The following is a 20,932-nucleotide window of genomic DNA, read 5'->3' on the forward strand; positions in this document are numbered from 1 at the left end:
ATGGCAGATAAAGAGAGTGAAAACAAGGCGTTACTCGAGCCTTTTCTGTCGGTGACAAAAAACAGCGGTGAAGTTATTCAACTCCACCCCAATAAAAATAACACCGTACAACCGGTCGCTTTAATGCGCCTGGGTCTGTTTGTTCCTACATTGAAGTCCACCGCGCGCGGTAAATCAGGCGCGATGGCATCGACCGATGCAACGAAAGAGCTGAAGAACCTTTCTTTAGTGAAATCGGAAGGCTATGAAAAAATTACCATTACCGGCGCAAGGCTGGACATGGATAATGATTTCAAAACCTGGGCCGGTATTATTCAGTCTTTCTCGCGTTATCCCTCAAAGGGCGACACCGTGACGCTGCCGTTTATCGATTTCGTTAAAATGTGCGGGATCCCTTCGGCAAATTCTTCGGCTGCGCTACGTAAGCGCTTAGATGCCTCTCTGCGACGCATTGCAACCAATACGTTGTCCTTTGAAGGGAATGGCAAAGCCTATCACACTCACCTTGTGCAATCGGCGTATTACGATCGTGAAAAGGATCTGGTGCGCATCCAGGCCGATCCAAAGTTATTCGAGCTCTATAATTTCGACCATAAAGTGTTACTGCAGCTGCGAGCCATTTCACGTTTGAAGCGTAAAGAATCGGCTCAGGCGCTGTATACCTATCTCGAAAGTTTGCCAACGAATCCGGCGCCCATCTCTCTGGCGCGTTTGCGCATGCGATTAAACCTGGGCTCGAAAACCACCACGCAAAACCACGTGGTGCGACGTGCGATGGAGCAGCTCAAAGAGATCGGCTATCTCGACTATTCGGAAGTGAAACGCGGCCGCTCAGTGTTCTTCATCATCCACAGCAGGACGCCAAAACTCGACGGCATCAGCAATCTTGAAAGTATCGATTCGCTGGAAGATATCGAGTTTGAAGAGTGATCTTGCCCGTTCACTGTAATAAGTAATCCCCTTCAAGCTGTGTCACTTTTTGAGCAAAAGTGACACATGCTCTTCCGCTAACATTCACTGCAATCAGCTGTCCTCGCGTCATTCACTGTAATCAGCAACGTTCACTGTAATCAGAAGCCTTCTGCTTTTGCCATGTCTTCTGCGATGTCTTCAACGGCGTTGAGCCCTTTCTAAGCTACTTTTAAAGATAGTGAGTACTTACAAGGGCGGTAACCCTTCACTCTGATTCCCTTTTCACTGCCTTTCTACTGATCACAGTGAACGTTTGTTCGTTCGCTCGCTTTCACTGATTACAGTGAATGCTAATCACAGCGCTGCATGCTGAATACAGTGAACGATCAAATGCAACTTCATGATTTATAAGGATCAACAAAACCTGTTACAACGTAATTCACTGTAATCAGCAGTTTGACTGTGAATACAGCCAGTAAAAGTGACAGGGTTGGTCACTATGCTGATTACAGTGAACGTTTGATCTGTCTTCTCAGTACAGTGAACTGAAACGAGAGACGTTCGTACTGACGCTCATATGCCGCTTGAACAACATGTCACGCTGTCACTGATTACAGTGAACGTTACCAACTCGTCCCCTACCCTGCCGGGTTTGCAGCATGAAACAAACTCGCTCAGCGCGTCGTTTTTTTACTGAATACAGTGAACGTTGGGCGTTTTAATCAGCAGCGTGTTTTTACTGATTACAGTGAATGTTGTTGACGACATTCTGGGTATTTCGCTGTAACGCATATGGCGCTTCCAGGCATATCAGCTTGTCGGCAAATAACACTCTACTGATTACAGTGAACATTGGTCTTATCATGCTTGTCTGGCTGTGCTGATTACAGTGAACGTTCTTTACAGCGTCATAACTTTTACTGATTACAGTGAATGTTCTCTCAGTCAGGCCGAATTGACTTACTGATTACAGTGAACGGTTTATCGCAGTGCGACAACGTCTACTGATTACAGTGAATCTTTGCCGATGAAGAGTACAAGGCTTTTACTGATCACAGTGAACGTTTGGCGTTTTGTGAAAACGTCTTCGGGATTTGCTGATTACAGTGAACATCTCACCCGCATGGCACTTATCGTTGCTCTCTCGCCTGCTTTTTACTTCCAGGCATCATCTACTGATTACAGTGAATCTTCAGCCACCGCTCGCTGATTACAGTGAACCTTTTACTGATTGCAGTGAACGTTGGGCATCGGCGCATTTTTGCTAGCTGATTACAGTGAACGTTCCAGCAATTTCAGCCGCCACAACCCTTCTCCTTTCTCTACTTAAAGCATACAGAATACAAATCAGCTACTGACTACAGTGAATCTTTCTCCCAATCAACAATAAATCAGCCGGTCAATATTGAACAAAAAAACAATATGGCTAAATTATGAACGCTGATTACAGTGAATCTTTGCGTTAAATCGCTATTAATCAAGGTCTTTTCACATAACTTATTCTTCCTGAGCAGAAGAGATATATTTGCCTCGTGTGCTGGATTTATGTATAAAGTCGTAAATCCTACATGTGTGGAGCAAGTATGGCTAACGATGAGAAGCAAGTTCTGAAGGTCGCACAACGTTCAGAAAGAATGCTGATGAGCCTGACTGAACAGATTCAGGCGCAGAAAGAAGAATTGCGGGAAAACACGTTCTATCAGGTTTACGCTAAAGCGGCGTTAGCCAAACTGCCCAAATTAACGCGTGCGAGCGTGGATTACGCTGTCAACGAAATGGAAGAAAATGGTTATCCATTCGATAAGCGTGCAGCGGGCAGCTCAACCAAGTATGCGATGTCGATCCAGAATATTATTGATATCTATCACCATCGCGGTGTGCCCAAGTACCGCGATCGCCACCATGAAGCCTTCAGCATCTTTGTTGGCAACCTCAAAGGCGGCGTTTCGAAAACGGTCTCTACCGTTTCGCTGGCACACGCATTACGTGCGCATCCGCATCTGCTGTTTGAAGATCTGCGTATTCTGGTCATCGATCTGGACCCGCAATCTTCCGCCACCATGTTCCTAAACCATCAACGTTCAGTGGGATTAGTGGAAGCGACCGCCGCCCAGGCTATGCTGCAGAACGTCAGCCGCGAAGAGTTGCTCACCGAGTTTATCGTTTCGTCGATTATTCCAGGCGTCGATGTGCTGCCGGCGTCAATTGATGACGCTTTTATTGCCTCGCGTTGGGAAGAACTGTGTGCTGCTCACCTGCCCGATCAAAACATCCACGCGGTGCTGTATGACAATGTAGTGGCCAAGCTGAAGAAAGATTACGACTTTATCTTTATCGACAGCGGCCCGCATCTTGATGCCTTCCTGAAGAACGCCATTGCTGCTTCAGACTTACTAATGACGCCAGTGCCGCCCGCGCAGGTGGATTTCCACTCCACGCTGAAGTACTTAACGCGTTTGCCGGAGTTGATTGGCATCATTGAAGAATCGGGCGCAGCCTGCCGTTTGCAGGGCAACATTGGCTTTATGTCTAAACTGTCGAATAAAGCGGACCACAAGCTGTGTCACAGCCTGGCGAAAGAGATTTTTGGCGGCGATATGCTTGATGCTGCATTGCCGCGTCTGGATGGCTTTGAGCGCTGCGGAGAGTCGTTTGATACGGTTATCTCAGCCAATCCATCAACCTACGTGGGCAGCACTGAAGCCTTAAAGAATGCGCGTTCAGCGGCGGAAGATTTCGCGAAAGCCGTATTTGACCGTATTGAATTCATTCGCCTGAACTGAGGTTACTATGAGCGCAAAAAGAATCACTATTGGCCGAACCTTCAGCCAGACACCATTGCAGACTGAGGAAAGCGCCGATGGCCATTCTCAGACATTTATTCTGGCGACGGGTAAACGCGCCCTGTTCACGCTGGAGCACATCCCAGCGAAGGAAATCGAAGAGAAAACCTTCGTGAAGATGGAAACCAACGGCCGCGATCAGTCTGGCCTGACGCCAGAATCGCTGCGCGACATCATTCGCACCATCAAATTACAGCAGTTTTTCCCGGCGATTGGTGTAAAGCGTGACGACCGCATTGAGATTCTCGATGGTTCACGCCGTCGTGCAGCGGCTCTGCACTGCAAAACTGGGCTTGATGTGTTGGTTACAGACGTGGCTATCTCGGCGGAAGAAGCGCGTCGTTTAGCCCAGGATATTCAGACCGCGCGCGAGCACAATCTGCGTGAAGTGGGCATGCGTCTGCTATCGCTTAAAGAGAGTGGATTGTCGCAGAAAGAGATTGCGCAAAGCGAAGGCTTATCGCAGGCCAAGGTAACGCGTGCATTGCAAGCGGCAAGCGTGCCGCTTGAGCTGGTAACGCTGTTCCCGAATCATTCTGAGCTGACCTATCCAGATTATAAATCGCTGCTGCAGGCGTATGAGAAGCTGCAGGAAACCGGACAAACGGTTGATGCCCTGATCGATACTATCGGCATGGATGTTGATACCGTATGCGCGCGCGATGGATTAGCCGAAGACGAAGTGAAGAATGGCATTCTGCGTTTAGTGCGTAACGGTAGCCAGACGCTGATTCAGTCACCGGCAAAAGATAAAACCGTGGCGACGCCATTGTGGAGTTTCGCCGATAAAGACCGCTTTGCGCGTAAGAAAACGCGCGGACGCATGTTCAGCTACGAGTTTAATCGCCAGTCAAAAGAGTTGCAGGAAGAGTTGGATAAGGTGATTAACGAGACGCTCAACAAGTATCTTAATCAGTAAGTGAAAAGCCGCCTCCGGGCGGTTTTTTTATGCCCTTCTCAATGCCTCGCCAGCGCAATTTCATCGCTAACTGTATGAAATATAGATTATCGCCGCGGAAATTTCAGCCTGAAATCGCCACTGTTTTAGCCAGCAGCTCAAAGGTATCCGTTAATAAATCACCAATTACGATTAACTAACTGCAGCCAATTTAACCAGCTGTGCGCGAAAGCGACAAAACCCAGCCACAGCAGAATTGCTGTCCACCCAGCGAGTGAAATTTCATCTGCTCGCCCAATCGATTTCATCTCTATTGATATGAAATTTAAGGATTTTTAGCTAAAATTTCAGGCTGAAATCGCCAATCAACTTTTAGTTTCAGCCATCATCAAAAGTCCCTAATCGAGATTAGCCAGATGATATTCAATGATTTATCCACAGAAAACGTGGATAACTTTCAATATTCACCTTACTCAATTAACGTTAAAGCTGATGAAAATTGCCAGACCGCATCGCGCACGCGCACAGGTTTATTAATCAGCCCCAACGCATAAAAGCGATCGGCGATGGTCTGCTGCTCTTTGATTACTTCGAAGGCCATCGCACGCGTTTTGTGGCTGCGGCGAGTCAAGGCACGTTCAACTGATGCGATTTCCAATCCAAGCTCCTGAGCCAATAACATTGATGCTTCGTGGTGATGGCTATCGATGAACAAACCCGTTTGTTGCAAACTCTCCACCAGCTGTCTGAGGATGTCATGGTGCTGTTCAACGTAATCACGCCGCGCCAGATAGAACTGATGATTACGTACGCGCCCATCACCATTGACCAAAACTCGCAGCTCGGGATTGCTCTCAGCAGCGCTGAGCAACGGATCCCACATCATCCAGGCATCAACCGAAAGATAATCACTGGCGGTGAGCGGATATTTCGGCGGCGTATACACCACTTTGAGTTCATCCAGACCAATGCCCGCTTCCTCCAGTAACTGCAGCAGTAGCCAGTGAACGTTCGAGCCTTTATTAACCGATATGCGCTTACCGCGCAGATCGTTGATGGTGCGAATATCGCTGTCATGAGGCACCACAATGCCAACGCTGCTCGGCGCTGGCGGCTCCCAGGCAATATAAGTCACCGCATTGCCACTCGCCTGGGCGAAGATCGGGGGTACTTCACCGGTGGTACCAAAATCGATTTCGTTGTTTTGCAGCGCATACAGCAGCTGTGGCCCGGCGGGAAACTCACTCCACAACACGCTAATGCCTTGCTGAGCGAAACAGTGTTCGAGGCTCTGACGAGCTTTTAACACCCCGAGATTGCCAAACTTCTGGTAGCCAATGCGCAGCTCACGCTCCTGCGTCCCGTGTGTATGAGATGTCGACGTAGTTACCGGCGCTTTTCTCCGTCCTTTAATCATTCCCTGATTCGCCAGATGCGTGCGCAATGTGTGGCGGCTGATACCTAATAGCGCCGCAGCCTGGGTTTGATTGTGATCTGTCATCGATAGCGCATTGCTAATAAGGCTGCTGATAACGCGATCAAACAGTTGTTGCGGCTGACTGGTTAGCTGCTGCTGAAGAAAACTGTCGAGCGTTGAATCGTTTGACTCGTTAAAGCCATGTTCACTGTAACCAGCAAGTCGCAACTGTGCGGGCGTCAGCGTCTCTTCGCGGCTCAGCAATACGGCGTTATGTAGCGTGTTCTCCAGTTCACGGATATTGCCCGGCCAGCTGTATTCGCGCAGCGCTTCAAGCGCATCAGCAGAAAGACGCCGTGCCGGGCGCCCTAAACGTCGTGCGTAGAGGGCGAGGAAGTGCTGTGCCAGCAGCGGAATGTCTTCACGGCGCTGACGCAACGGCGGTAATGGCACCACCGCAATATTCAGGCGATAGAACAGATCTTCGCGGAAGCGTCGCTCGCGAATCGCCTGCGCCAAATCCACATGAGTAGCCGCGATAACTCGCACATCTACTTTGATAGCTTTACGCGAGCCTACGCGCGTAATCTCACGCTCCTGCAGCACACGCAGCAATTTAACCTGCAGTGAAGGGCTCAGCTCGCCAATCTCATCCAGTAGCAAGGTGCCGCCTTGCGCTGATTCAAACCAGCCGGGATGTGACTGCGTCGCGCCGGTAAAAGCGCCTTTCTCATGGCCAAACAACTCGGCTTCAGCCAGGCTTTCCGTCAGTGCGCCGCAGTTAACCGCGAGGAAAGGACCGTGACGTCGCTGGCTGTGATGGTGCAGATAGCGCGCCACCACTTCTTTACCTGTGCCGGTTTCGCCGACAATCAGAACGGTGGCATCCGTGGGCGCGAATTTATCCAGCAGCGATTGAAATGCCAGAGAAGCGGGATCGACTAAGCGCGGTGAGTCGGTGTGGTTATAGGTGGTTAACATGGCATTGAGTCCTGTAACGAGCATATCGTTAACCTAAATGCTCATGCTGACTATTAACACCATTTAAAAAATATAAGCAGTTGCATATGCAGCAATTGCTGTTGCACCAGAGTCGCAAATGCAACTGCTTTGAACTACGACAACAAGGCTAACCGCCTGAAATACGGCGATTCGCGCCAGTTAACAACCTGGCACGCTTTCTGCTAACAGCTATATAACCAAAAAAGCAGTTCAAAATGATCATTTTTTAATAAAGTTATATAGGAAAAGCATAATGGCCGATTCCGCGAACGATAAAATTAATGTCTTCTGGTTTTTACCGACCCACGGTGATGGACGCTACCTCGGCACCACGCAAGGCGGACGCCCGGTCGATTTACCCTACTTACAGCAAGTGGCGCTCGCCGCCGACAATCTTGGCTTCTATGGCGTATTAATTCCTACCGGCAAAAGCTGCGAAGATTCCTGGCTGGTGGCCTCGGCGTTAGCGCCGATCACCAAACGTCTGCGCTATTTAGTGGCGGTGCGTCCTGGCCTGCAGCCGCCAACGCTGGCAGCCCGCATGGCGACCACGCTTGATCGTCTGTCTGAAGGGCGTTTATTGATTAACGTGGTGACCGGCGGCGATCCGATTGAGAACAAAGGCGACGGCATTTTTCTCAACCACAGTGAACGTTATGAAGTCACCAAAGAGTTCCTCGACGTCTACAGCCGCCTGATGCGCGGCGAGAAAGTGGATTACGAAGGCAAACACATTCACGTTGAAGGCGCAGAAGTGCTGTTTCCGCCGGTGCAGGAAAAGGGGCCGCCGCTCTATTTTGGTGGTTCATCTGAGGCGGCGATTGATGTAGCAGCGGAACAGACCGATACCTATCTCACCTGGGGCGAGCCGCCAGCGCAGGTTGCCGAGAAGCTGGAAGTGGTGCGCGCACGTGCAGAGCAGCGCGGACGTAAACTGGAATACGGCATTCGTTTGCACGTGATCGTGCGCGAGACCGAAGAAGAAGCCAAAGCGGCGGCAGATAAGTTGATTGGTCATCTTGATGAAGAGACCATCGCGCAGGCGCAAAAAATCTTTGCGCGTATGGATTCTGCCGGTCAGGCGCGTATGAGCGCGTTGCACAACGGCTCGCGCGACAACCTCTATATCTCGCCGAATCTGTGGGCGGGCGTGGGTCTGGTGCGCGGAGGCGCGGGCACTGCGCTGGTCGGCAGCCCGGAGCAGGTGGCTGAGCGTATCCGCGAATATCAGGCGCTGGGCGTCACCAACTTCATTCTGTCCGGTTATCCGCATCTGGAAGAAGCGCATCGCGTGGCCGAATTACTGTTGCCGCTGCTACCGCTGGCTAACGCACAGCAGCAGCGTGAACGCACCATTAACACCGGCCCGTTTGGTGAAACCATTGGCGGCGATAAGCGTCCGTCAAAACAGACGAGCGCCAGCTAATGCAGGAGAAGGCAATGGCACGGGTAATCATTGTTGGCGGTGGCTTTAGCGGCACAGCGTTGGCGATTCATCTCGCACGAACCTCATCGAGCAGATTACTGATTACAGTGGTCGAACCGCGCGCCAACCTCGGCGGCGGCGTTGCCTATTCCACGCAGGAGCCTGCGCACCGCATCAACGTACCCGCTTCGCGCATGCAGTTAAGCGGTGAAGAGCAGGGCGCGTTTGACCGCTGGTATCGCCAACAGCCGGAATGTTCACTGGACTCAGTAGCGCACTGTGAAGACGGCGCAGTTTATCCGCAGCGCAGCCTGTTCGGTCGCTATCTGGTAGAACAGTTTGCGCAAGCTGCGCAGGCGTATCCGCACGTCACGCTGCGCCATGTTCAGGCCAGCGCCGTGGCCTGGGAAGGCGAGCAGCTGTTGCTCAGCAACGGCGAAACGTTGCGGGGTGATGTACTGGCGTTAGCGATCAGTCATCCGCCACCATCGTTGCCGCGTGCGCTGCAACCGTTCTCGGCGCATCCGGCGCTGATTGCCAATCCGTGGCAGCACGGCGTATTAGACGCCATCGATCCTCAATCCTCGGTGGCGATTATCGGTACCGGCCTGAGCATGGCGGACGTGGTGGCTTCATTGGGCACCCGACAGCATCGTGGCCCGTTAATCGCCTTCTCGCGCCGTGGACAGCTCTCGCGCGACAACCTGAGCGGTGAATGGCCCGAATGGATGTTAGCCCCGCAGCAAGCGTCCAGCGCACGTCTGTGGCTGCGACATATTCGTGCCGAAGTCGCGCGTGCCGCTGAGCAGGATTTGCCGTGGCAGCGCGTGCTCGATCAGGTACGCGTGCAAGGTCAGGATATCTGGCAATCGCTGCCGCTGCGCGAGCAGCAGCGCTTTGTTCGTCACTTGCGCTCGTGGTGGGATGTGCATCGCTATCGCATTGCGCCGCAGGTGTCAGCGGTGATCAGCGCACGTCGGCAGCAGGGCAGTTTGAAGGTGCTGGCCGCGCGGCTTAGCGACATCTCCGATGTCGGCAGGCAGCTGGACATCACGTTACGCACGCGCGAGGGCGCCAGCGAAACCCATCGCCTCGATCATCTGATTGTCACCACCGGTCCCGGCCATGAAGCCTTAACCGCCAGCCAGCCGCTGCTGCAGTCGCTCAGCCAGCAAGGGCTAATCCGCGCTGACCTGCTTGGGTTTGGTATTGATGTGGACAGCCAGTCGCACACGCTTAATGTTACCGGCCAGCCCAATGCGCGCCTGTTTGTCGTCGGTCCTGCTGCGCGTGCGCGCTTCGGTGAACTGATGGGTTTGCCGCAGGTTGCCGATCACGCCGCCGCTGTGGCGAAACATATTTTACAAGAACTACAAATCGCTCCCGCCGAGCGATGTCCCCCTTCAGCGCTTTAATCTCTCAACATCCTAAAAATTAACTGACGAACGCCGGGTCGTAACACGATCACGGCCTCGCTATGGAGATTGCTATGCCATCGCAACGTGAAATTCGCTTGAACGCATTTGATATGAACTGTGTCGGACACCAGTCGCCGGGCCTGTGGGCACATCCGCGTGACCGTTCCTGGCAATACAAAGACCTGGAGTATTGGGTCGATTTGGCGCGCCTGCTGGAGCGCGGCAAATTTGACGGCCTGTTTATCGCTGACGTGCTCGGCGTTTACGATGTACTCAACGGCAACGGCGATGCGGCGATCCGCCAGGCGACGCAGGTGCCGGTCAACGATCCGTTAGCGCTGATTACGCCAATGGCTCTGGTGACCGAACACCTCGGCTTTGGTCTTACGGCGTCGCTGTCGTTTGAGCATCCCTATCCGTTTGCGCGCCGCTTATCCACGCTCGATCACCTGACCAAAGGCCGCATCGGCTGGAACATCGTCACCTCGTATCTGGAGAGCGGGGCGCGCAACATTGGGCACAAAACCCAGACCGATCACGACAGCCGCTACGATTACGCCGACGAGTATCTGCAAGTGGTGTACAAGCTGCTGGAAGGCAGCTGGGAGCAGGATGCAGTATTGCGTGACCGCGAACGCCGTATCTTCAGCGACCCGCGTAAAATCCATCCCATCAATCACCAGGGCACCTTCTTCAACGTGCCGGGCATTCACCTGTGCGAACCGTCACCGCAGCGCACGCCGGTGCTGTATCAGGCGGGCGCATCGAGTCGTGGCAAACAGTTTGCCGCAGAACATGCCGAATGCGTATTTGTTGCCGCGCCGTCGAAAGTGCTGCTGAAGAAAACCGTCGCCGATATTCGCCGCCGCGCGGCGGAAGCGGGGCGCGATCCTTACAGCATCAAAATCTTCAATCTGCAAACCGTGATTGTTGGCGAAACCGATCTGGCGGCGCAGGCGAAATGGAAAGAGTACACCAGTTGGGTCAGCTACGAAGGCGCGCTAGCACTGGTATCAGGCTGGACCGGTATCGACTTCGGCCAGTATCAGCCGGATCAGGTGCTGAAATATATCCACACCAATGCCATTCAATCGGCGGTCGAAACTTTCTCCACCGCCGATCCCGATCGTCAGTGGACGGTAAAAGCACTGGCGGATTGGGTCGGCATCGGCGGTTTTGGTCCGCTGATTGTTGGCAGCGCGGAAACCGTCGCGGATGAGTTGCAAAGCTGGGTTGAAGAGACCGACGTCGATGGCTTCAACTTCGCCTACGCATTGACGCATGAAACCTTTGAAGATGTGGTGGAGCTGCTGATCCCGGAGCTGCAAAAGCGCGGCGTCTACAAAAAAGAGTACGCGCAGGGCACGTTGCGCGAGAAGTTATTCTCCGCCGGCCCGCAGCTGCAAGCACCGCATCCGGGCGCGGGCTATCGCGTTAAATCCTCCACGCCACAGGAGGTCTCATGATCGAAATAGATCAGCTTAGCAAACACTATCGCGCGCCCGACGGCCGCATCACCGAGGTGCTGAAATCCATCAGCCTGCAAGTGCCGCAAGCCAACATCACCGCGGTAGTTGGGCCGAGCGGCGCGGGTAAATCGACGCTGGCGAAGTGCATCAGCCTGCTGGAGCAACCGAGCGCCGGCAGCATCCGCGTTAACGGCAGCGATCTCTCTCGTCTGAATGGCGAAGCGCTGCGTCAGGCGCGTCGCTCAATTGGTACCGTATTCCAGTCTTCCGCGCTGCTGCAACGCAAAACCGCGTGGGAGAATATCGCCTTGCCGCTGCACTATCTTGGCGTGGTGGATCGCGATATCGCCGCGCGCGTGGGCGAACTGCTCGATAGCGTCGGCCTCAGCCACAAAGCCAAAGCCTATCCAGGCCAGCTTTCCGGTGGTCAGCGGCAGCGTATTGGTATCGCGCGTGCGCTGGCGTTGCGCCCGTCGGTGTTGCTGGCAGATGAAGCCACTTCAGGGCTCGATCCCGAAGCCACCGTCACCGTGCTCGACCTGCTGAAAAAACTGCGTGATGACTACAAGCTGGCGATTGTGCTGATCACCCATGAAATGGACGCGGTGCGTCAGGCGGCAGATGCGGTAGCGGAAATTCGCGACGGCCAAATCGTGCAGTACGGTGTGGTGAAAGAGCTGCTGGCGCAACCCGATTCGCTATTGGGACAGCGCCTGTTCCCGCTGGCGGCGCAGGCGGGCGATGCCGAACTGGTGTTGCAGCTGAGTTATCGCACCGATGTGCTAGTCGCCAGCGACTGGATTTCGCGCCTCAGCCAGCAATTTGGTTTGCGTATTGATCTGCTCGGCGCGCACGTCGAGCAGGTGAATGGTCTGCAAGCTGGCCGCCTCAAGGTGGGCATTCACTATCAGCAGGAACGCGTGCCGCTGGCGCGTTTACTGTCGCAGCTGGAACAGCTGGGCTTAGTTGCCAGCGTTTCCGGCAGCGTGCTGCCATTGCGGGAGGCGGTATGAGCGTATCAGTGATGAGTCAGGATACGCCGTGGCCAGACATCCCGGCGCTGATGCTGCCCGCTCTGGGCGAAACCGCGTTGATGGTGGCGATCGTGATGCTGTTCGTGGTCACCTTCGGCGGCATCGTCGGCGTGGTGCTGTTCAACACCTCGGTGCGCGGCCTGTTTCCCCATCGCGGTATCAATCGGGTGCTGAGTTGGATTGTCAACATGGGGCGTTCGCTGCCGTTTCTGGTGCTGATGGCGGCCATCATTCCGTTCACCTTCTGGCTTACCGGCACCACCATCGGCATTCCTGCCGCCGTTGTGCCGATGATCGCCGCGGGTATTCCGTTCTTTGGCCGTTTGGTGGACAACGCGCTGCGTGAGCTGCCCGGTGAAGTCACGGCGGTGGGCTTGGTGTGCGGCGGTTCGCGCTGGCAGATCATCCGCTCGACACAACTTAGCGAAGCGCTGCCGGCGATTGTGGCGGCAGTGACGCTCAACCTGATCTCAATGATTGAGTACTCCGCCATTGCCGGCACCATCGGCGCGGGCGGTATCGGCTATCTGGCGGTGGTGTACGGTTATCAGCGCTTCGACAACCACATCATGATCGCCACCATCGTGGTGCTGATCGCCTTAATTCAAACCATTCAATTTCTCGGCGACCGTTTGGTCACCGCATTACGCCATCCTCAGGGGACATCGTTATGACAACACAAGATTTCGAGCTGCGTAAAACCCGCCGCTGGCCGTGGCTGCTACTGATTATAGTGGTCGTTTTACTTGCAGCAGGCGGCTGGTTCTGGCGCAGCCAACAGGCGCAGGCGGTGGTCTTTGGCACCACGCTGAAGGTGCATTTTGAACCGGCGATGGCGGGCGAGCAGAAGCTGATTGAATACGTTGGCGAGCACATCGCGCCCGATTACGGCCTGAAGCTGGAGGCGGTTGGCGTGCAGGATCCGGTGCAAGCCGACCGCGCGGTAGCGGAAGGGCAGTATGCCGCCACCGTATATCAGCATCAGTGGTGGCTAAAGCAAGTGGTGGATGCCAACGGTTTTGCGCTCACCTCAACGCTGCCGCTGTTCCAGTGGGCGTTTGGCATCTACTCCGATCGCTACACATCGGTAGCGGATCTGCCGCAGGGCGCGACCATCGTGGTGCCGGATGATGGCGCCAATCAGGGCCAGGCATTATGGTTGCTGGCGCGTCAGGGTTTAATCACGCTCGATCCCAACGTCGAGCCGCGCACGGCCAAACTGAAGAACATTGTCGGCAATCCGCACGGTTTCGTGTTTAAAGAGCTCGATTTGCTGACCATGCCGCGTGCGCTCAACTCGGTGGATGCGGCGATTGGTTACGTCTCGCAATTTGATGCCGGTAAAGTGCCGCGCGAAAAAGGCATTCTCTTCCCGCCTGCGCCGCGCACTTTCGCCTCACAGCTGGTGATTGGCACGCCTTATCTGGACCAGGAAAACATCGAGAAGCTGAAAAAAGCCTTCTCCGATCCGCGCGTCCAGCAGTGGTTGAAGACCACCGACGATCCGCTGGTAAAAGGCGTGTTGGTGCCGGTCTCAGCCGAATAAATTGTTGTTGTTTGAACACCCGGACGCGTCAGGCACGCCCGGGTTTTTGTGTTGGCTAAAAACCATTTATCTAATTGATTTTAATGTAAATTAATATCAATAATTGTTGTTTTGGCGCAGCCAGAAAAACGCTTATAACAACCTCACCTGCACTACAAAACAACAACGTGAGGCGTTATGAGTTCTCTTCCTTTAGAAAACACCATTCCGGTTTCCGAACCGGTACGTTCGGTCAGTGATGTGGCAAGGCTGATCAACACTCGCACCAAAAATGACAACTACGCGCGCATGATTGTGTTCCTCGCGCTCGGCGGCGTGTTCCTCGACGCTTACGATCTCACCACGCTGTCGTACGGCATCGATGATGTGGTGCGCGAGTTTCAGCTCTCGCCCCTGCTCACCGGCTTAGTCACTTCCTCAATTATGGTTGGCACCATCGTCGGCAATCTGGTGGGCGGGTGGCTGACGGATAAATATGGCCGCTATTCGGTGTTCATGGCCGACATGCTGTTCTTTGTGGTTTCAGCGATTGCGGCGGGGTTAGCGCCGAACGTCTGGGTGCTGATTGGCGCGCGCTTCCTGATGGGTGTGGGCGTCGGCATCGATTTGCCGGTGGCGATGTCATATCTGGCGGAGTTCTCCAAATTCGCTGGTAAAGGCAACAAGGCATCCCGACTCGCAGCCTGGTGCCCGATGTGGTACGCCGCTTCAACGCTGTGCTTCCTGCTGATCTTCGCGCTCTACTTCCTGCTGCCGAAAGAGCATCTTGACTGGCTGTGGCGCGCGTCGCTGCTGTTCGGTGCGGTGCCGGCACTGCTAATCATCGCGGTGCGCAGCAAATTTATGAACGAATCGCCACTGTGGGCGGCGAATCAGGGCGACCTGAAATCCGCAGTGCGTATCCTGCGTGATTCCTACGGCATTCACGCGCACGAAGCGGAACACGAAGCGCCACCGGCTGCTGCGGCACCGAAAGTGAGTTTCCGCGTGCTGTTTGAGAAACCGTGGCGCGAACGCACCATCGTCGCGGGCGTGATGAATATCTGTATCTCGTTTGAATACACCGCCATTGCCTTCTTCCTGCCGTCGATTCTGGCGCAGTTCCTCGGCGCGGGCGTGTTTGAAACCATCTCGGCATCGCTGGGACTCAACGCGCTGTTCGCCTTTACCGGCGGCCTGCTTGGCATGCGTCTGGCGTGGAAATATCCGTCGCGCCACGTCGCGATTGCTGGCTTTGCCCTGCAATTCTTTGCGCTGATCGCGCTGGCATTAATTGGTCATCCGCAAGCCATCGCCGGAATCGTCTTTGCAGTATTGATGCTCGGCTTGTGGCTGTTTGCCGAAGGCTTCGGGCCGGGGGCGCAGCTGATGGTCTATCCAGCGCTTTCCTATCCAACCTCGATTCGCGCTACCGGCGTGGGCTTCAGCCGCGCGCTTTCCGGCATCGGTAGCGCGTTAGCGCTGTTCATCCTGCCGATTCTGCAGGCCGCGCTCGGCACCAATATGTTTTGGGTGGTATCGCTGGCAGCGATCATCCCGATCTTCTTCCTGCTGGCGGTGCGCCACGAGCCCACGCTGCATGACATCGACGATCTTTCACCTCAGGAGTCACCATGAGCTTACTGGCAACAGGCACCGATTATGAGGCGCTGACGGCGCACTTCCGGCCGATTTTCGCGCGCATCGCTGAAGGAACGGTGGCGCGCGAGCGGGAACGTACCTTGCCGCATCAACCGATTAGCTGGCTGAAAGAGGCGGGATTCGGCACGGTGCGCATTCCGCAAGAGAAGGGCGGTTGGGGGGCATCGCTGCCGCAGCTGTTCCAGCTGTTAACCGAGCTGGCAGAAGCCGACTCGAATCTGCCGCAGGCGCTGCGCGCGCATTTCGCTTTTGTCGAAGATCGATTGAAACAGCCGGATAGCGCGGAACGCGATCGCTGGTTTGGCCGTTTTATTGATGGCGAGCTGGTGGGCAGCGGCTGGACGGAAATTGGCACGGTAAAACTCGGCGATGTCATCACGCGTATTACGCCAAACGAAAGCGGCTGGACGCTGAGCGGTGAGAAGTTTTACAGCACCGGCACGCTGTTCGCCGACTGGATTGATGTCTATGCGCGCCGCAATGACAATCAGGGCGATGTTATCGCTCTGGTGAACACTCACCAACCCGGGGTGACGCGTGAGGACGACTGGGACGGCTTTGGCCAGCGCTTAACCGGCAGCGGCACCACGCGTTTCGCTAACGCCCATGTCGAGCAGGAACACGTCTACGATTTCGCCACCCGCTTCCGTTATCAAACCGCTTTCTATCAGCATGTCTTGCTGGCCACGCTGGCGGGAATTGGCCGTGCGGTGGCGCGCGACGGTGCGCAGGCGGTGGCGGCGCGAAATCGGGTTTACAGCCACGGCAACGGCGGCGCTGTGCGTCAGGATGCGCAGATTCTGCAGGTGATCGGTGAAATTACCAGCCTGGCGTTTGCGGTGGAAGCCACGGTGATCCGCGCGACACATTCACTGCAATCAGCATATGTTGCCCACGTCAGCAACGATGAAGCGCAAATTGCCGCCGCGAATGTGCTGGCCGAAGCCGAAGCGGGGCAGGCGCAGGTGATTGCCAGCGAGCTGGTGACACGCGCCGCCACCGAGCTGTTTAACGCACTGGGCGCATCGGATACGCGCGTCAGCAAAGCGCTGGATCGTCACTGGCGCAACGCGCGAACTCTGTCATCACATAATCCGGTGGTGTACAAAGCGCGTGATATCGGCGACTGGAAAGTGAATGGCACCGCACCGACGGGGATTTGGCAGATTGGCAGGGGCGAGGGCTGATAAAACCCGGTGCGCGTAAATGCGCACCGGGCATGTAAGGTCGCTATTTATGACGACCTGGTTGTTGGTAATGACTTACTTCTTATCCAGCGACCAGGTCGCGCTGCGCACATCCACTTTCACCGGCAACAGTCCCACGCGCGTAAAGGTATCCGCTAACGCCTGCTGCTCATCAAACACCTGCGGCGACATGCGTGACGCGCCGTAAGGCAGACGTTTAATGGTGGTTTGCCAGATGGCTTTATCCAGGCCGGTTGATTTCGACAGAATCGCTGCCGCGTCATCCGGGTTCTTGTTGGCCCAATCGCTGAGTTTGCTCAACTCATCGACAACCTGTTTCGCAGTATCAGGATGACCTTCCGCGAACGGACGGCTGGCGAGATAGAAAGTGTAATGTGGCACTAATCCTTCCGCATTGCGGATTTCACGCGCACCGGCATTGGCTTCCACTTCGGCAAGGTACGGATCCCAAATCACCCATGCATCAATCGCGCCTTTCTGGAAAGCCGCGCGTGCATCGGCGGGCGGCAGATACACCGGCGTCACATCTTTGTAGTTAAGCCCCGCATCTTCCAGCGCTTTCACCAGCAGATAGTTAACGTCAGAGCCTTTGTTCAGACCGACACGTTTACCTTTCAAATCCGCCACGCTTTTAATGGCGGAATCTTTCGGCACCACGATGGCTTCGGTTTTTGGGTTAGCCGGTGAATGACCGAGATAGATCAAATCGGCTTTCGCTGCCTGGGCGAAGGCAGGCGGCGCATCGCCGGTTGCTGCCAAATCAATGCTGCCGACGTTTAAGCCTTCCAGCATCTGCGGGCCCGCCGGGAACTCCACCCAGCGGATAGCGATGCCTTCCTTCTTAAAGGTTTCATCCAGCGTGCCGCGATATTTCAGCAGGGCAAAGATGTTGGCTTTTTGATAGCCGATGGTGACGGTTTCTGGGTTAGCGGCAAAAGCGTGCGTGGAGAGCAGGCCAACGCTGAGAGCTAAAGCGCTCAGGACAGGAAGTTTTGCTTTCATGATGATTCTCACGTGGTTTTTTTGCCACCTTAGCAAAGCCCTTATATAACCAATAAATAACTAATTTCGATCGCTTATAACTATTATCTATGTGATCTGGATCATTCACTGTAATCAGCAAACGCATCCCCCATTTCCATAGATGCCCATATAATTAGCACGGTAATAATTTGTATAACAAATCAAAATGCCATTGCCAAAAGCTTCTGTCAGGATAAGCCATCCCGCTGCCTGCATAAGGTTTTACCCGTTCTATGAAGTGGTTTTCACGAAGCGCAATGCTGTTCTCTGCCAAAACCTGTCTTGCTGCCTTTCTGGCTTTTTACATTGCTCTGGAACTCAATCTCGATAAACCGGCCTGGTCACTGACTACAGTGTACGTTGCCTCGCAGCTCTATTCGGGATCAACGGTATCGAAATCGGTTTTTCGTTTCTTCGGCACCCTGCTGGGCGGCTTGTTTACGCTATTGATCTATCCCGCCACGGTGCAGGATCCGCTGCTGTTCAGCCTGTGCATCTCGCTTTGGGTCGCGGTTTGTCTCTATCTTTCGCTGCACGACCGCACGCCGAAGAGCTATGTGTTTATGCTGGCGGGCTACAGCGCGGCGATCATGGGTTTTCCCGATGTGGTGTCGCCATCGGCCATCACCTACACGGTGATCTCGCGTGTTGAGGAGATCACCGTCGCCATCGTCTGCAGCAGCCTGGTGCATCGCCTGCTGTGGCCGGTCTCGATGCGCAATCTGTTAGAGCAGAGCGTGAACCTGTGGTATCAGAACGCGCGCAAGCTGTGCAGTGAACTGGTCACGGCGATGCCCGCTGAGAAGTCGGTGGAGCGCGAAGATATCCTTATTCAGATGGCCAACTATCCGCTTAACGTCGAAACGCTCATCACGCACTGCGTGTATGAAGGCGATGCTGCACGGCGTCTGGTGCGTTTAGTCAGCGTGCAGTATCAGCATCTCTCCTATTTCATCCCCACGCTGACGGCAATCGAATCGCGCCTCAATTTGCTGGCGCAGCAGCAAATCCGTTTTCCCGACTTTATCGCCGAGGTGTTTCAGCAATTTTTGCTATGGCTAAATGGTGAAGATCAGCTGCCGGTGCGCGACCAGCTCAGCCACGCGCAAGAGCAGCTGAAACGGGCGTGGCAACAGGGCAGGCTCAACAGTGAAGAGAGCATTTTGCTGAGCGGATTGCTGGAGCGCCTACTCAACTTTGTGCGCATCGTTGATGCCTACCAAAGCGTGAGCGAGCGCGTCAGTGAATGGACGCCCGCGGTTAAAGCCGGAAAAATGGCGCGCGCGCACAAACACGTCGATAAGGGTTTGTTGCTGCTGTCGTCGTTTACCGCATTTATTGCCACCTTCGTTACCTGCGTATTTTGGATCGGCAGCGGCTGGGTAGATGGTGCCACCGCACCGATGATGGCGGCGGTGCTGTGCTCCTTCTTTGCCGGCATGGACAGCCCGATTGCGCCGATGAAGCTGTTCCTGAAAGGGGTGCTGATTTCTGTGGTGATCAGCCTGCTGTATATCACCTTGTTGATTCCGCAGGCGGTGACCTTCGAAGCGCTGGTGATTTGCCTTGCGCCGGGCTTGCTGGCGCTGGGATTGGTTATCGCCAATCCGTCAACCAACCTGATTGGTCTGATTGTCGCCACGCAGATTCCCGGGCTGATTGGCATGAGCCACAACTTCAAGCCCGATCTACAGCTTATAGTGAACGCTATTCTTTCGACGCTGGTGGGCATTACCTTCGCGGTGGTGATCACGGCGCTGATCCGCAACAAGCGCCCGTCGTGGACCGCCAAACGCGCGGTGCGCAAAGGTATCCGCGAGCTGCTGCATTTTATCGCCACGGTGCGCCTCAACAGCGTCACACTGACCGCGCGTCAGCAGTTTGTTTCGCGCACGCTGGATAAGGTCAACATTATTCTGCCGCGTAAGCGTGTCGATCCGGTGCCAGAGTTGGTCTCCGGCGGCAATCTGATTGCCGAAGCCTGGCTGGGCGCAAACTGCTACGACTATTACACGCGTCATCGTGAACTGCTGCTGGCGCATCACATCGAAAGCGCGGCGATGTTCCATGAGCTGAGCCAGTTCCTTAAGCGTCGGTTAAAATCGCTGCAAACCACGCCGCAGCCGGAATTGTTAGCGGAATTGAATACGTTGTTGCTGCGGCTGGAAGCGGCAGCGTTGCAGGAGAACACGCTGTTTGCGCCAATGTTCCACCTGTTCAATATTCGCTTATCGTTGTTTCCTGCAGCGCGCTGGCCGGAAAAGTTTGCGCAATAAATTGCGCCGCTACACGAACATTGCGCGTTTCGGTAGCGGCGCGATTTATCGCGCAGTTTGTCTTTTTCGCTTACAGTGCTGAGCAGCATGTTTAAAACGGAGTTAAGCAAATGAAAATGATCGGTTTGATTGGTGGAATGAGCTGGGAATCCACCGCGCTCTATTACCGAATTATCAATGAGCAGGTGAAGCAGCAGCTGGGCGGTTTGCACTCCGCGCGCAGCCTGATGTACAGCGTCGATTTCCACGAAATTGAAAAGCTACAGGCCGCTGGCGAGTGGCAAAAAGCGGGCGAGATCCTGGCAGAAGCGGCGCTCAGTCTGGAAAAGGGCGGCGCGGATTTTATTGTGCTCTGTACCAATACCATGCATAAAGTCGCGCAGCAGATCACTGATGCGGTCCGCATTCCGCTGCTGCATATCGCCGATGCCACCGCACAACGCATTCGTCAGGCGGGCGTAAAAAAAGTCGGCTTGCTAGCAACGGCGTTCACCATGGAACAGGAATTCTACAAAGGCCGACTTAATCAGTCGGAGATCGACGTTTTGGTTCCCGATGCAGCCGGTCGTAAAGTGGTGCACGACATCATTTATCAGGAACTCTGTCTTGGCGTGATCCGCGATGAATCTCGTGCGCAATACCGCAAGATTATTGCTGAGCTGGTGGAGCAGGGCGCAGAAGCGATTATTCTCGGCTGCACCGAAATCACCTTACTGGTAAAAGCGGAAGATGCCAGCGTGCCGCTGTTCGATACCACCTTGATCCACGCAGAAGATGCCGTAAAACTCGCACTCGGGTAATTACGACCAGGTGCGCAAA

General features: G+C 54.6%; 15 protein-coding genes. 13 read left to right on the plus strand and 2 right to left on the minus strand.

The window, feature by feature from the left end; genetic code table 11:
- The 3 genes from AAF463_RS19660 to AAF463_RS19670 all read left to right on the plus strand — a co-directional run bounded on the left by AAF463_RS19660 (nt 1) and on the right by AAF463_RS19670 (nt 4,674).
- Nucleotides 1-930 carry a RepB family plasmid replication initiator protein gene (locus tag AAF463_RS19660; RefSeq protein WP_007886110.1) on the plus strand — a complete coding sequence of 310 codons (930 nt, stop codon included), beginning with the start codon at nt 1-3 and terminating at the stop codon, nt 928-930.
- Between the two features lie 1,565 nt (nt 931-2,495).
- Nucleotides 2,496-3,695 (plus strand): AAA family ATPase, encoded by a 1,200-nt coding sequence (locus tag AAF463_RS19665; protein ID WP_350262248.1) that lies wholly within the window; start codon nt 2,496-2,498, stop codon nt 3,693-3,695.
- Nucleotides 3,696-3,702: 7 nt separating this feature from the next.
- A complete protein-coding gene (locus tag AAF463_RS19670; protein WP_110867047.1) occupies nt 3,703-4,674 on the plus strand; it encodes a ParB family protein in 972 nt (323 codons plus the stop codon).
- A 448-nt stretch (nt 4,675-5,122) separates the two neighbouring features.
- Here AAF463_RS19670 and AAF463_RS19675 read toward each other — a convergent pair whose 3' ends face one another.
- Nucleotides 5,123-7,051: a sigma-54-dependent Fis family transcriptional regulator gene (locus AAF463_RS19675; RefSeq protein ID WP_350262249.1), complete on the minus strand. Its 1,929-nt coding sequence runs from the start codon at nt 7,049-7,051 to the stop codon at nt 5,123-5,125.
- 274 nt (nt 7,052-7,325) lie between these two features.
- Between AAF463_RS19675 and ssuD the strand changes: the two genes are divergently transcribed.
- The 8 genes from ssuD (at nt 7,326) to AAF463_RS19715 (ending at nt 16,793) form a co-directional block, all read left to right on the plus strand.
- A complete protein-coding gene (gene ssuD / locus AAF463_RS19680; RefSeq protein ID WP_350262250.1) occupies nt 7,326-8,498 on the plus strand; it encodes an FMNH2-dependent alkanesulfonate monooxygenase in 1,173 nt (390 codons plus the stop codon).
- A complete protein-coding gene (locus tag AAF463_RS19685) occupies nt 8,498-9,913 on the plus strand; it encodes an FAD/NAD(P)-binding protein (RefSeq protein ID WP_350262251.1) in 1,416 nt (471 codons plus the stop codon). Before ssuD ends, AAF463_RS19685 begins: the two co-directional genes overlap by 1 nt.
- 74 nt (nt 9,914-9,987) lie before the next feature.
- A complete protein-coding gene (locus AAF463_RS19690) occupies nt 9,988-11,382 on the plus strand; it encodes an LLM class flavin-dependent oxidoreductase (RefSeq protein ID WP_350262252.1) in 1,395 nt (464 codons plus the stop codon).
- Nucleotides 11,379-12,398: a methionine ABC transporter ATP-binding protein gene (locus AAF463_RS19695; protein WP_350262253.1), complete on the plus strand. Its 1,020-nt coding sequence runs from the start codon at nt 11,379-11,381 to the stop codon at nt 12,396-12,398. Before AAF463_RS19690 ends, AAF463_RS19695 begins: the two co-directional genes overlap by 4 nt.
- Nucleotides 12,395-13,093, plus strand: a complete 699-nt coding sequence (locus AAF463_RS19700; RefSeq protein ID WP_350262254.1) for a methionine ABC transporter permease — start codon at nt 12,395-12,397, stop codon at nt 13,091-13,093. The genes AAF463_RS19695 and AAF463_RS19700 overlap by 4 nt, the downstream gene beginning before the upstream one ends.
- Nucleotides 13,090-13,965 (plus strand): MetQ/NlpA family ABC transporter substrate-binding protein, encoded by an 876-nt coding sequence (locus AAF463_RS19705; protein ID WP_192414680.1) that lies wholly within the window; start codon nt 13,090-13,092, stop codon nt 13,963-13,965. Before AAF463_RS19700 ends, AAF463_RS19705 begins: the two co-directional genes overlap by 4 nt.
- A 177-nt stretch (nt 13,966-14,142) precedes the next feature.
- Complete coding sequence (locus AAF463_RS19710; protein ID WP_110867055.1) at nt 14,143-15,582, plus strand: MFS transporter; 1,440 nt, start codon at nt 14,143-14,145, stop codon at nt 15,580-15,582.
- Nucleotides 15,579-16,793: an acyl-CoA dehydrogenase family protein gene (locus AAF463_RS19715; protein WP_350262255.1), complete on the plus strand. Its 1,215-nt coding sequence runs from the start codon at nt 15,579-15,581 to the stop codon at nt 16,791-16,793. Before AAF463_RS19710 ends, AAF463_RS19715 begins: the two co-directional genes overlap by 4 nt.
- Before the next feature lie 75 nt (nt 16,794-16,868).
- On the opposite strand, the gene AAF463_RS19720 is transcribed toward AAF463_RS19715, so the two are convergent.
- Entirely contained in the window at nt 16,869-17,816 is a 948-nt protein-coding gene (locus AAF463_RS19720) for a sulfonate ABC transporter substrate-binding protein (RefSeq protein ID WP_192414676.1), read from the minus strand.
- Between the two features lie 254 nt (nt 17,817-18,070).
- On the opposite strand from AAF463_RS19720, the gene AAF463_RS19725 reads away from it, so the two are divergent.
- The gene (locus tag AAF463_RS19725; RefSeq protein ID WP_350262256.1) at nt 18,071-20,113 is read left to right on the plus strand and encodes an FUSC family protein; all 2,043 of its coding nucleotides are present in this window, start codon (nt 18,071-18,073) and stop codon (nt 20,111-20,113) included.
- A gap of 110 nt (nt 20,114-20,223) precedes the next feature.
- Nucleotides 20,224-20,913, plus strand: coding sequence for an aspartate/glutamate racemase family protein (locus tag AAF463_RS19730; RefSeq protein ID WP_137387141.1), 690 nt, complete (start codon nt 20,224-20,226; stop codon nt 20,911-20,913).
- Nucleotides 20,914-20,932: the final 19 nt, after the last annotated feature.

Origin of the sequence: Pantoea sp. BJ2, from assembly GCF_040255075.1 — a bacterium.
In the GTDB taxonomy this organism is placed as follows: domain Bacteria; phylum Pseudomonadota; class Gammaproteobacteria; order Enterobacterales; family Enterobacteriaceae; genus Pantoea; species Pantoea leporis.